Raw genomic sequence first — 12,732 nt, 5'->3', positions numbered from 1 at the left:
GCGGTCAAGGGTCAATTCGGACGGGAGATGACAATGAGCGTGGAGCTGGCCGAGACCGGCGACGGACCAACCCCGTCCAACGCCGACCTTGCCTATCAGATCATTCGCGCGCGGCTCATCATGCTCGACATCCGTCCAAGCGAGCCGATCAACGACGAGGCGCTGGCCCGCCAGCTCGGGTTCGGCCGCACCCCGGTGCGTGAGGCCCTCAAACGGCTCGAACGCGACCGGCTCGTCATCGCCTACCCCCGCCGCGGCACGTTCGCCACGACCGTTGACATCACCGACCTGGCGCACATTCAGGAGATCCGCCGCCAACTCGAACCGGTGGTCGCCGCCCGCGCCGCGCGCACCGCGCCGCTGGAAACCCGGAGGCAGCTATCGGCACTCGCCGACGAGATCTCCCGACTCGACCCCACCGACGATCCGCGGACGCTGCTGCGGTTGGACGTGCGGGTGCACACCGCGATCTACAAAGCCTCGGGCAACCCGTATCTGGAGGACGTGCTCGTGTGCCAGGACGCGCACGCGACGCGCATCTGGTGTCTGTTCCTCGACCGGCTGTCGCACGTCGCCGAACACGTCACCGAACACGTCGGGCTGCTGCGCGCGATCGTCGACGGCGACGAGGAGCTCGCGGCGAAGCTGGCATCCGAACACGTGATCGGCTTCGAACAGGCTGTGCGCGCCGTCCTTTAACGGGTGACACGCGGGGTCGTCGACCGCACGGGCATCCCGAATCGCGCCGGCACGCCGTCGCTGAACGCCACGTGATCCGGCGGCCGCCCGCTCAGTTCGCCGAGCCCGACCGAGGCGAGCAGACCGTCATCGGAGAACTCGACCAGCTCGGCCCGTCGCAACGCCCAGACCGGATGTTCGTTTGGCACATACCAACTGCGGCCGGCACGAAATGTGTGCGCGCCCCACCGCGCGGTCAGGAAATGCTCGAGCGGCCCGCACGCCAACGAATCGGCGACCCGCACCTCGATGGCACTCGACGCGGTGACGCCCGGCCACCGAAGCGTCGATGTGTAGATGCGACGGTCGCCGCTGGACCGGTAGCTCATTCGCGCGAACCGGTAGGGCACACCGACGATGCACCGACCGGCCGCGACCATGGCCAGCCGGTTGGCATCGAGGCTCAGAAATACAACCCCACGGCGGCCCGTAGCATCCACCGAATACAGCCGGATGTTGGTCTCCAAAAACGTGCCGTACAGCGACATTTGAAACGGCACGACGCCGACGAAGCTGGCGCCCTCGAAGATGTCGGGCTCCGTGCCCGGCGGATACAGATGCGCGATGCTCGCCGGCTGGACCGCCCAGTGCAGGAACGACAGGTTGCGCCAGCGCTGCCGAAACAGTCGCGGCCAAGGCAGAATCGGCGCTTCTGGCGTCACCAATTCGGCCATGGCGGCCCGCTAGCCGTCCTCCGGCTTAGGCGCTTCCGAATCCTCTTCAGGCAGAACAGCTTCCAATGCAGCGCCGGTGATTCGTCGGAATGCCCTGCGTGGCCGGTTCGCGTCGAGGATCGCGACCTCCAGAGTCGCCGGCCCCAGCGTGCGCGCCTCGGTGCCGCCGTTGCTCCCGGCCTTCAGCGCGGCGACCGCAACCTTCACCGCGTCCGACAAGCCGAGGTTCTCCGAGTAGGACTCGTTGAGCGCCGTCGCTATCGGTTCGGTGGTGCCGCCCATCACCACGAAGTGTGGCTCGTCGGCGATTGAGCCGTCATAGGTGATCCGGTACAGCTCAGGCGGTTTGGTCTCGCCGAAGTGAGCGACCTCTGCCACGCACAACTCCACCTCGTACGGCTTGGCCTGTTCGGTGAATATCGTGCCGAGGGTCTGCGCGTACACGTTGGCCAGCTGCCTGCCCGTCACATCTCGACGGTCGTAGGCGTAGCCGCGCGTATCGGCGAACTGGATGCCGCCTCGACGCAGGTTGTCGAACTCGTTAAACCGCCCGACGGCCGCGAACCCGACGCGGTCGTAGAGCTCGCTGACCTTCTGCAGCGATCGCGACGGGTTCTCCGCCACGAACAGCACGCCACCGGAGTAGGCCAGCGCCACCACGCTACGGCCGCGGGCAATGCCCTTGCGCGCGAGCTCCGAACGCTCGCGCATCGCCTGTTCGGGCGAGATGAAGTATGGAAAGCTCACGAGTCTCCTCGCGCATCATGCGACTGCGCAGCACTATCGGGACCGAAAGTATCTTGGCGGGAGCGGCTTTCGATCACCTCGCGCGCCAGCCCCGCGATCCGACTCTCCGCTACATCCTCGGCACCCTCAGCACCCAGAATCACCGCGGTCGGATAAATCCCACGAACCAGGTCCGGGCCGCCCGTCGCCGAGTCGTCGTCGGCCGCGTCGTAGAGGGCTTCCACCGCCACCCGCAGCGCCGAATCCGCATCGGTCACTTGCGAATAGAGTTTCTTGATCGATGATTTCGCGAAGATCGAGCCCGATCCCACCGACTGATAGCCCTCTTCCTCGAGGTTCCAGCCACCGGCCGCGTCGAAAGACACGATCCGACCGGCGGCCTCGGGGTTCGGGTCGTCAAGGTCGTAGGCGGCCAACAGCGGCAGCGCCACGAAGCCCTGCAGAGCCGCACCGAGGTTGCCTCGCACCATCGTCGCCAACCGGTTAACCTTGCCCCGGAACGTCAGCGGCACGCCCTCGGTCTTCTCGTAGTGCTCGAGCTCGACCGCATACAGCCGGGCGAACTCCACCGCGATGGCCGCCGTGCCCGCGATCCCGGTCGCCGTGTAGTCGTCGGTGATGTACACCTTCTGCACGTCGCGGCCGGCGATCATGTTGCCCTGCGTGGACCGGCGATCGCCTGCCATCACGACGCCGCCGGGATATTTCAGCGCGACGATCGTCGTGCCGTGCGGCAGCGCGTCGCCGGGGCTCGCGGAGACAACCCGGTTGATGGGCAGAAGTTCGGGCGCCTGACGGCGCAGCAAGTCAGAAAAAGAGGACAAATCCACAGGGACGGAAGGGACTCCTGCTAGCGGTGACGGGACGGCCAGTTGTTCTCGGTGTGGCCAGGTCACTGGCCACCCTTCTGGACGTACGCACGCACGAAGTCCTCGGCGTTCTCTTCGAGGACGTCGTCGATCTCATCGAGCAGATCGTCGGTCTCCTCGGCCAGCTTCTCGCGACGCTCTTGCCCGGCGGCCGTGCTGCCAGTGAGGTCGTCGTCCTCGCCGCCGCCACCGCCGCGCTTGGTCTGCTCCTGAGCCATCGCTGCCTCCTGCTATCTCAAATCCCTGGCCGGATGGGCTCACAGCTGCCCGCCGGTTCCTCCACACTATCCCAGCGCGAACATTGTGTTGGGCTTGGCGAACTCGGTGTTTCCGCCGAGCCGTGCGTGCGATTACTCAGAAGTCTAGCCACCGGGTGGCTGCCACGCTTTCTCAGCAAACCGGCTGTACCCGGGTCTGACCAGGCGTTACGTCTGCGGAGATCACTTGTGCGGAGCTTTGACCAACGGCGCCGCCTTGGCCACCGCAGGCGCGGTGAGAACCACGGTGGTGGTTTGGGTCTCCCCCTCGGTCATGGTCGGCGGCAGCGTAAACGCTGAATAAATTCCACGCCCTGACGGGATCTGACTCGTCCCCTGAAATCCGTTGAGGGCCAGCGGCAAGGCGACCATCAAGCCGACCGCGGCCACCCCCAGGAGCGCCCCAATCCTCTTGCCCGACCGCGCCCGGCCGGTTGCTGTGTTGTGGGCCATCGCGTTTGCTCCGCCCTTTCTTTCCGATACCCGCGAACCGCAGGTACACACCAAAACCTATGGGTGGGTGCATCAGAAAGAATCGGGTGATTCCCTAAACCGGATCCCCCATTTTGTTGGGAGTTTGCTGAGCGACTCCTGGGCGCCGGCTTCGGGAACGCCGCAAGGCAGCTGTGGCCCGCTATTGGGTGAGCTGTTCCACCAGTTCGGCAGCGCTGTCGACCGAGTCGAGCAGGGCCCCGACGTGCGCCTTGCTGCCCCGCAGCGGCTCCAGGGTTGGAATCCGGACGAGCGAATCGCCGCCGAGATCGAAAATCACCGAGTCCCAGCTGGCCGCGGCGATGTCGGCGCCGAAGCGGCGCAGGCACTCGCCACGGAAGTACGCGCGGGTGTCGGTCGGCGGGTTGTCCACGGCGTCGAGCACCTGCTGCTCGGTGACGAGCCGCTTCATCGAGCCGCGCGCCACCAGGCGGTTGTACAAACCCTTGTCCAGCCGCACATCGGAGTACTGAAGATCGACCAGGTGCAGGCGCGGCGCGGACCAGTTGAGGTTCTCCCGCTGGCGAAAGCCCTCCAGCAGCCGCAGCTTGGCCGGCCAGTCCAGGATCTCCGCGCACTCCATCGGGTCGCGCTCGAGCAGGTCGAGAATGTTCGCCCACGTCTCGACGATGTCGGCGGCGCGCGGATCGGGATCGCGGCTGTCGACCAGCTTGGCGACGCGGTCGAGGTAAATGCGTTGCAGCGCAAGGGCTGTCAGCTCACGACCGTCGGCGAGCGCGACAGTGGCGCGCAGTGACGGGTCGCGGCTGATGACGTGCACCGCGTGCACCGGCCGGGCCAGCGCGAGATCGGTCAGGTCCATGCCCTCTTCGATCAAGTCGAGCACCAACGCCGTGGCGCCGACCTTCAAATACGTCGACGTTTCTGCCAGGTTGGCGTCGCCGATGATCACGTGCAGCCTGCGGTACTTGTCGGCGTCGGCGTGCGGCTCGTCGCGGGTGTTGATGATCCCGCGCTTGAGCGTGGTCTCGAGGCCGACTTCGACCTCGATGTAGTCGGAGCGCTGCGACAGCTGGAAGCCTGGCTCGTCACCCGAGGGCCCGATGCCCACCCGGCCCGAACCGGTGATGACCTGGCGCGAAACCAGGTGCGGGGTCAGGCCCGCGATCACCGCCGAGAACGGTGTCTGACGCGACATCAGATAGTTCTCGTGCGATCCGTAGGACGCGCCCTTGCCGTCGACATTGTTCTTGTAAAGCTGCAGCTTGGCGGCCCCTGGCACGCTCGCGACGTGGCGCGCCGCCGCCTCCATCACCCGCTCGCCGGCCTTGTCCCAGATCACCGCGTCTAGAGGGTCCGTGCATTCGGGTGCCGAGTACTCGGGATGGGCGTGGTCGACGTACAGCCGGGCGCCGTTGGTCAGGATCATGTTGGCCGCACCGACCTCGTCGGCGTCGACGACGGGCGGCGGGCCGGCAGAGCGGCTCAGATCGAATCCACGGGCGTCCCGAAGCGGCGACTCCACCTCGTAATCCCAGCGGGTGCGCTTGGCACGCTGGATGCCTGCGGCAGCCGCATAAGCGAGCACGGCTTGGGTCGACGTCAGGATCGGATTCGCGGTCGGGTCGGACGGCGAGGAAATGCCGTACTCGACCTCGGTTCCGATTATCCGTTGCATGTGGCCCAGCGTAGGGGACGCCTGGCAGTAACCTGCGACCGTGCCATCCGAGCAACGCGACGCGGCCGCTTCCCGGTTCGTTGCCGCGCTCGGCGCCACCATGGCCGGAGCCAACTACCCGGTGACGATGGTGCGCGCGGTGATGGAACAGACCGCCGTCGCGTACGGCCTCGACCACGAGTTTCTTGCGCTTCCCAACTATGTGCAGGTCGGCAGTTCTACCGGCGAGGGCATCTATATCGCCAATCCCGATTTCACTGTGCGCTACGACCAGTCCTTCCCGCTCGCCCAATTGGTGGCACGTGCACCGTCGGGAACGATCAGTCCCGAAGAAGGGATGGCCGAGCTCGACCGAATTCGCCACCTGGACAAGCGATTTCCGTTGTGGATCACCGTCGTGGGATACGCGGTGCAGAGCGTCGGGCTGGCACTGATCCTGCAGCCGACGCCGTGGAGCCTCTACGGTGCCGCATTCCTTGGTCTGCTGGTAGGCGGTCTGAGCGTAATCGGCCGACGCAACGAGTCGATCGGCTACATGCTCCCGACCGTTTGCGCGTTTCTGGTCGCGCTCATCGTGTTCACGTTCGAGAACAGATGGCACGTCGGGACCGACAGCCTGCGCGCGCTCGCAGCGCCGCTCGCCACCTTCCTGCCCGGTGCGGCGATCACGCTCGCGGTGATCGAGCTGGCCACCCAGCATGTGGTGTCGGGGGCCAGCAGGCTGGTGGCGGGTTTCATGCAGATCGCGCAGTTGGCCTTCGGCATCCTGATCGCGGCGCAGATCGCGGGCATCGCCGATACCGACCTCGTCACCACCCAGTTCAACCGGCTCGGCCCGTGGGCGCCGTTCGTCGGGGTGCTGGTGTACGGCTTCGGGATATGGCTGAACTTCGCTCCCCCGACGAAGTTCCTGCCGTGGATGGTCCTCATGCTGTACATCGCGTACGGCGGCCAGTGGATCGGCAATGCAGTGCTCGGCAGCTATGCCAGCGGGTTCGGCGGTGGCCTGACGCTGATCCTGTTCGCGCTGGCGATCTCCCACCGGCCGAGCACACCGCCGACCATGTCGCTGGTGGTCCCGGGATTCTGGCTGCTGGTTCCCGGATCGCTTGGCTTCATGGGGGTCACGCAGTTGCTCGGCACCCACAGCACCGCGGTGTTCACCGCGACGCTGATCTCGATGATGTCGATCGCCGTCGGCGTGCAGACCGGGCTGCTGCTGTGGCGGGCCGCGATCCAACTGTCGTCGTCACCGAACAGGCGGGCGCTCCATGATTGACACCACGCAACGACGCGCGGCCGACGCGTGGTTCCTCGATCACGGTCTGCCCGCCGTACTGCGGCCGGGTGCCCTGGTCCGGCGGCTGTGGCCGCGGTCGGCGCCGGCGCTGGCCGGGTTCGCGGTCTTCATGGTCAACTCCGCGCTCGTCGTCGTCATCACCGGTAAACACTCGATCGACATCGAGGGCAATCCCACGCGCTCGGAATGGTTCGTGCTGGCGCTGCTGGTGCTCGTGCTGCCTGTCGCGGTGGTGGTCGGCTGGTTGGTTTCGCGCATCGCGACGCTGCGCGGTCGGACAGTGGCAGCGACGGTCGCGGTGTCACTGGCTGTCGCAGGCGGCGTCCTCGGCGGCCCAAGCCCTCGGGTGCTGGTGGACTTGATCTTCGAGGGCATCGCCATCGGCGCGATATTGGCGCTGACCGCGTGCGGCGCGGGCTCGATCCTGGGGTGGGCCGTGCAGATGACGACATCGAATCTGGCCGCGGCGGGATCGATGGTGAGCCGCGCGCTGCCGCTGCTGTTGCTGACGATTCTGGTGTTCTTCAACTCCCCGGTGTGGCTGATGGCGGCCACCATCTCCCGACCACGGTTGTGGCTCGCGCTGGCCTTCCTCATTCTGATCGCGGCGGTGTTCGTGGTCTCCGTGACGCGAGACGAAGTGAAGCCGATGATGGAGTCCGATGAGCCGACTCGCGGCAAGTCAGAACAGTTGGCGGGCACACCATTCGAGACCATGGCCGATCCGCCGACAGCCCGGCCGTTGAGCCGCGTCGAGCAGGTCAACGTGATGTTCGTCGTCGCCGCAACACAACTCACGCAGATCCTCATCATCGCGACGATGACTTCCCTGATCTTCCTGATCCTCGGGCTCATCCTGCTCTCTCCGGAACTGCTTGCGGCGTGGACGCGTAACGGCCGCAGCGACGGATCCGTGCTCGGCATGACCATTCCGGTGCCGGATTCGCTGATTCAGATCACGTTTTTCCTTGGCGCGCTGACGTTTATGTACATCAGCGCCCGCACCGTCAGCGATGCCGAATACCGCACCCGGTTCTTCGACCCGCTCATCGACGACGTGCAGCTGACGTTGCGGGCGCGCGACCGCTATCGCGCGGCCGTCGCTGCGGCCTGATTTTCGCCATATCGGCGCGCTCTGCCGCCTACACCGCCGCAATCGCGCACAATGTTGCGGTGTCCGACATGCGGCAGGTGCACGAATGGTTCTTGCATCGCGGCCTGCCCCTGGTGCTGACCCGGCGGGTCCGCTCCCGGGCGCTGATCGAGCGCTCGGCTCCCCTTGTCAGCGGTGTCGGCGCGGTGATTTCGCTGACGATGCTGCTTGCCGAACTCACCGACGGCGATCCCGATTTCGGCTATGTGACTCGACTCGGTGTGCTGACGCTGCTGTTGGTCGCCGCCCCCTTCGCGCTGTATCTGCTGCACCGCACCGGTACCACGCTCGGTGAGGCGGGCCGTCGCTCAGCGGCACTGCTGGTGATGGCTCTCTTCGTTTTCGGACTCCCGTTCGCCGCCAGCGGCTTCTCGGGTTTCGCGGCCGCCGAGGCGGTCGGGTTTGCGCTCGTCGCGATCCTGGCGATCTGGTTGACATACCTCGGCTTCGGCTCGATTGCGTTGTGGGCGTTCCGTTTTGCCTGGGTGCAGTTCGGAGCGCTCGGTACGCTGATGAGTCGCGCCCTGCCGCTGCTGATGATCACCGTCGTGGTGTATTTCACCGGTGAGCTGTGGCAGCTGGCGGCACGGCTGACGCGCCAAAGGCTTTGGCAGATCATTGGTTTCCTGTCTCTTGTCGCGATCGTGTTCGTCGTGACCACCATCAGGGACGAAGTGCAAGCGCTCCGCGAGGACCGCGCGGGCCAGACAGATCCGGGCAAGCTCCTCGCGGGCACACCACTGGCGTCCCGAGCCGACCACCAGCCGGTGCGCACGCCGCTGTCGCTGGCAGAACAGGTGAATGTCGTTGCCGTGATGGTGGTGTCGCAGGCCATCCAGGTGGTGTTCTTCACCGCAGGCCTGTTCGCATTCTTTCTCGCGCTCGGCATCGTCGCGGTGCCCGATGACGTCGCGGTGCTGTGGTCCGCAGAGCAAACCTGCGCCGTCGGCCAACCGCCCTGCCCGGGAACCTGGTTCGGCATCCACGTGCCAGTGCCGCAGACGGTCGTCCAGGTGTCGTTGTTCGTTGCGGTGTTGTCGGGGTTGTACTTCACCGTGAGCACGAGCGTCGACCCGATCTATCGTGAGCGGTTCTTCGACCCGCTGATCAGCGACGTGGCCGTGAGCCTGGCAGGGCGAGATGCTTACCTGGAAATGGAAAAGGACGAACCTTGACGGTCCGCGAGGGCTACCTTCCTACCATGGCTGACGATGACGTCAATATGGTCGACGGTGTGTTCGGGAAGCGCTACGGAGAAGTGCTCCTGGTCCGCACCTCCGCGCAAGGACCCGAGGCGGCCGTGTACAACACCTTTCCCCTCAACGACTGCCCCGCCGAACTGTGGGACAAGCTCGATGCGCAGGCGATCGCACGCGAAAACCACGCCGTGGTTGCACTTCTCAATGGACCGCGCTACTGGCTGATGAGCAGCATCGGAAAGCAAGGACGAGATCCCCAGGAGCACAAGAGCTTCGGCGGCCTCGCGATGATGCGTCAGGCGACGGTGCAACTGTCGTCGATGAATCCTGCGCCGTACCACGTGAATCGGGTCGATCGCAAGGCCATCTTCGTGTTCGACGCGGGCCGCGAGATCTACGAACTGATAGATCCGCAAGACCAGCGCTGGGTGATGCAGACTTACAGCCAGACCATTGACCACGGCCTCGCGCTCGCAGATCTGCCTGCCCTTGCAAGTCGACTCTCGTTACCGCAGGGCTGGCGCTACGAAGCCAGGACCCCGTCGAGCCCGCTGCGCGTTGACACGACGACAACCGACGCGTGCGTGACCCAGGACGATCTCGCCAACAGCTACTCGCTGCAAACCGGCTACAGGTACTGACCCAGGTTCGACTCGGTGTCGATGGCCCGCGAGGCGCTCGACGACTTGCCGGTGACCAAGGTGCGGATGTACACGATCCGCTCGCCCTTCTTACCCGAAATGCGTGCCCAGTCATCGGGATTGGTGGTGTTGGGCAGGTCCTCGTTCTCGGCGAACTCGTCGACGATCGAGTCGAGCAGATGCTGAATGCGCAGACCGGGCTGACCGGTCTCGAGCACCGACTTGATCGCGTTCTTCTTCGCACGGTCGACGACGTTCTGGATCATCGCGCCGGAGTTGAAGTCCTTGAAGTACATGACTTCCTTGTCACCGTTGGCGTAGGTGACCTCCAGGAACCGGTTGTCGTCGATCTCGGCGTACATCCGGTCGACGACCTTCTCGATCATCGCCCTGATGCATGCCGTGCGGTCGCCGCCGAACTCGGCCAGGTCGTCGGCGTGCACCGGCAGTTCCTCGGTGAGGTACTTCGAGAAAATGTCTTGTGCCGCTTCGGCATCCGGTCGCTCGATCTTGATCTTGACGTCCAGGCGGCCGGGCCGCAGGATCGCGGGGTCGATCATGTCCTCGCGGTTGGACGCGCCGATCACGATGACGTTCTCCAGGCCCTCGACACCGTCGATCTCCGAAAGCAACTGGGGGACGACCGTGGTCTCCACGTCCGACGAGACACCCGTGCCGCGGGTGCGGAAGATCGAGTCCATCTCGTCGAAGAACACGATCACAGGCGTGCCTTCGGAGGCCTTCTCGCGGGCCCGCTGGAAGATCAGCCGGATGTGACGCTCGGTCTCACCGACGAACTTGTTCAGCAGCTCGGGGCCCTTGATGTTGAGGAAGTAGGACTTCGCCTCGCGGGCGTCGTCACCACGGACCTCGGCCATTTTCTTGGCCAGCGAGTTGGCCACCGCCTTGGCGATCAGCGTCTTACCGCAGCCGGGAGGGCCGTAGAGCAGCACGCCCTTCGGCGGCCGCAGCGAGTACTCGCGGTAGAGCTCCTTGTGCAGGAACGGCAGTTCGACCGCGTCGCGGATCTGTTCGATCTGCCTGCCGAGGCCGCCGATGTCGTTGTAGCTGACGTCGGGCACCTCTTCGAGCACCAGGTCCTCGACCTCGGCCTTGGGGATGCGCTCAAACGCATACCCGGCCTTGGTGTCCACCAGAAGCGAGTCGCCCGGCCGCAGCTTGCGCGGACGCAGGTCGTCCTCGTCTTCGTCTTCGAAGTCGTCGGGCAGGAACTCGGCGGAGACCAACGGCTCGGCGAGCCAGACGATGCGCTCCTCGTCGGCGTGGCCGACCACGAGCGCGCGGTGCCCGTCGGACAGGATCTCGCGCAGCGTGCTGATCTCTCCGACGGCCTCGAAGTTGCCGGCCTCGACAACGGTCAGCGCCTCGTTGAGGCGGACGGTCTGGCCCTGCTTGAGCGTCTTGGTGTCAATGTTCGGGGAGCACGTCAGGCGCATCTTGCGGCCGGAGGTGAACACGTCCACGGTGTCGTCGTCCTGCACGCCGAGGAGCACTCCGTAACCGCTCGGCGGCTGACCCAGCCGGTCGACCTCCTCGCGCAGCGCCAGCAACTGCTGACGGGCCTCTTTAAGAGTTTCCATTAGTTTGGCGTTGCGGGCCGCGAGCGAGTCGATCCGGGCCTCGAGCTGGTGCACATCGCGGGCGCTGCGCAGGCCGCTTTGCGGCCCTACGGCGTTCTCCAACTGCTCGCGCAGAAGCGCGGCTTCGCGTCGCAGTTCTTCCAACTCGGCGGCATCATCGCTGGACATCCCTGAATCGCGGGATGTCCCGTACGCTTCAGAACGCTCTGACTCATTCATGTTGCGCCCCTTCCCGCACCGGAAGTTGGTGCAGTAACAACTTCAACGCTACCGGCGATTCAGCCTTTGTGTGCGGTGTAGGAATTCGACACACCAGCAACACTTGTTAACCTCTCTGGTGAGTTGGGCCGATCGAAAGGACAATCGTGACCCTGAAATCCCTCGTTACCGGCGTGGCAGCAGCCGCTCTGGTCGGCGGTGCGGCGGCAGGTGTGACTTCCATTGCATCCCCCGCTGGATCCCAGGCGCCGGCCGTGCAACCGGTCGTGTGGGACATCCCGATGCCGCAGGCGCCGGCGCCGGACTTGCAGGCGCCACTGCTGCAGACTCTTCAGGCGCTCGGTGCGCCTGGCCTGTCTGCCAGCAAGGCCCCCTTCATCCAGGGCGGCATCGGCAGGATCGAAGGCCGGGTTGCCGACACCAAGTTGCGCGAGGCGCAGGCCGACGGCAAGTTCCCGCTGTCGTTCACCCTGGCCAACATCGACCAGAACGGTGACATCGTCACCGCCGACGTGACCGCAACAGCCGCCAACGGCGGGGTCGCGACGCAGAACATCCAGTTCGTGCCTGGCCCCAGCCCCACGGGCTGGCAGATGTCCAAGCAGTCACTCATGGCGTTGATGTCGGCTGTCGGCTAGGCCGTCAGTGCAACGCAGGAGTGCCGCAATCCTGGGCGCCGTCACGTTAGTGGCGGCGCTCGGGCTTAGCGGGTGTAGCGACGACGCGAGTTCGATACCCAGCCCGACACCGTTCCCGCTCAGCCGGCCCCCAACGGTTCCGCCTCCGCCGACCGAGACGGGCGCGCCGCTGCCGCCCGCGACCACGCTGACCGATCTGATGGGTCGACTGTCAGACCCCAACGTGCCCGGCGCCGACAAGGTCGGCCTCGTCCAGTTCGGCACCCCCGCCGACGCGGCGGCGCTCGACAGATTCGCCAAGGCGCTGCACGACAGCGGCTATGCGCCGTTGACCTTCGATGCCACCGACATGATGTGGGCGCAGGACCAACCCGGCAATGTCATCGCCAACATCACCATGAAGCCGGGTGGGCCGCAGGCAACCGGCAAGGACTTGAAGTTCCCGATGGAGTTCGCCCCGCAGCAGGACAACTGGCAGCTCACCCGGCAGACGGCGGACTTGCTGCTGCAGATGGGTCAGCAGCCCACGGTCGCCACACCGACGCCAACTCCTACCCGCTGAGCG

General features: G+C 65.6%; 13 protein-coding genes. 7 read left to right on the top strand and 6 right to left on the bottom strand.

All coding sequences use genetic code 11. The features are described from left to right. The first annotated feature begins 33 nt into the window (after window positions 1-33). Entirely contained in the window at window positions 34-699 is a 666-nt protein-coding gene (locus tag J3E61_RS29645; protein ID WP_210086290.1) for a GntR family transcriptional regulator, read from the top strand. On the opposite strand, the gene J3E61_RS29640 is transcribed toward J3E61_RS29645, so the two are convergent. The 5 genes from J3E61_RS29640 to dop form a co-directional block, all read right to left on the bottom strand. Next, window positions 696-1,412 (bottom strand): DUF2071 domain-containing protein, encoded by a 717-nt coding sequence (locus tag J3E61_RS29640; protein ID WP_210086289.1) that lies wholly within the window; start codon window positions 1,410-1,412, stop codon window positions 696-698. The genes J3E61_RS29645 and J3E61_RS29640 overlap by 4 nt on opposite strands. A 9-nt stretch (window positions 1,413-1,421) precedes the next feature. Beyond that, window positions 1,422-2,159: a proteasome subunit alpha gene (gene prcA, locus J3E61_RS29635; RefSeq protein WP_192723015.1), complete on the bottom strand. Its 738-nt coding sequence runs from the start codon at window positions 2,157-2,159 to the stop codon at window positions 1,422-1,424. Continuing rightward, a complete protein-coding gene (gene prcB, locus J3E61_RS29630) occupies window positions 2,156-3,055 on the bottom strand; it encodes a proteasome subunit beta (protein WP_192723016.1) in 900 nt (299 codons plus the stop codon). The genes prcA and prcB overlap by 4 nt, the downstream gene beginning before the upstream one ends. Then, a complete protein-coding gene (locus J3E61_RS29625; protein WP_003887572.1) occupies window positions 3,052-3,246 on the bottom strand; it encodes a ubiquitin-like protein Pup in 195 nt (64 codons plus the stop codon). Before J3E61_RS29625 ends, prcB begins: the two co-directional genes overlap by 4 nt. A gap of 673 nt (window positions 3,247-3,919) precedes the next feature. Further along, window positions 3,920-5,416, bottom strand: coding sequence for a pup deamidase/depupylase (dop, locus tag J3E61_RS29620; RefSeq protein WP_192723018.1), 1,497 nt, complete (start codon window positions 5,414-5,416; stop codon window positions 3,920-3,922). Window positions 5,417-5,456: 40 nt separating this feature from the next. Here dop and J3E61_RS29615 point away from each other — a divergent pair, with 40 nt between their 5' ends. From J3E61_RS29615 to J3E61_RS29600, 4 genes are all read left to right on the top strand, one after another. Further along, window positions 5,457-6,695 carry a threonine/serine exporter family protein gene (locus J3E61_RS29615; RefSeq protein WP_210086288.1) on the top strand — a complete coding sequence of 413 codons (1,239 nt, stop codon included), beginning with the start codon at window positions 5,457-5,459 and terminating at the stop codon, window positions 6,693-6,695. Then, window positions 6,688-7,830, top strand: a complete 1,143-nt coding sequence (locus J3E61_RS29610) for a hypothetical protein (protein WP_210086287.1) — start codon at window positions 6,688-6,690, stop codon at window positions 7,828-7,830. Before J3E61_RS29615 ends, J3E61_RS29610 begins: the two co-directional genes overlap by 8 nt. Window positions 7,831-7,898: 68 nt before the next feature. Continuing rightward, window positions 7,899-9,044, top strand: a complete 1,146-nt coding sequence (locus J3E61_RS29605; protein WP_210086748.1) for a hypothetical protein — start codon at window positions 7,899-7,901, stop codon at window positions 9,042-9,044. Window positions 9,045-9,091: 47 nt separating this feature from the next. Further along, on the top strand, window positions 9,092-9,709 hold the full coding sequence (locus tag J3E61_RS29600; protein WP_210086747.1) for a hypothetical protein: 618 nt from the start codon (window positions 9,092-9,094) through the stop codon (window positions 9,707-9,709). Here J3E61_RS29600 and arc read toward each other — a convergent pair. Next, window positions 9,697-11,529, bottom strand: a complete 1,833-nt coding sequence (gene arc, locus J3E61_RS29595) for a proteasome ATPase (RefSeq protein WP_192723022.1) — start codon at window positions 11,527-11,529, stop codon at window positions 9,697-9,699. The two genes, J3E61_RS29600 and arc, sit on opposite strands and share 13 nt — an antisense overlap. Window positions 11,530-11,675: 146 nt before the next feature. Here arc and J3E61_RS29590 point away from each other — a divergent pair, with 146 nt between their 5' ends. Both J3E61_RS29590 and J3E61_RS29585 read left to right on the top strand, forming a co-directional pair. After that, the gene (locus J3E61_RS29590) at window positions 11,676-12,167 is read left to right on the top strand and encodes a hypothetical protein (RefSeq protein ID WP_192723023.1); all 492 of its coding nucleotides are present in this window, start codon (window positions 11,676-11,678) and stop codon (window positions 12,165-12,167) included. Window positions 12,168-12,174: 7 nt separating this feature from the next. After that, window positions 12,175-12,729 carry a hypothetical protein gene (locus tag J3E61_RS29585; protein WP_192723024.1) on the top strand — a complete coding sequence of 185 codons (555 nt, stop codon included), beginning with the start codon at window positions 12,175-12,177 and terminating at the stop codon, window positions 12,727-12,729. Window positions 12,730-12,732 lie beyond the last annotated feature (3 nt).

Origin of the sequence: Mycobacterium sp. OAE908 (genome assembly GCF_017872775.1) — a bacterium.
In the GTDB taxonomy this organism is placed as follows: domain Bacteria; phylum Actinomycetota; class Actinomycetes; order Mycobacteriales; family Mycobacteriaceae; genus Mycobacterium.
This window is presented reverse-complemented; position numbering and strand designations above follow the sequence as displayed.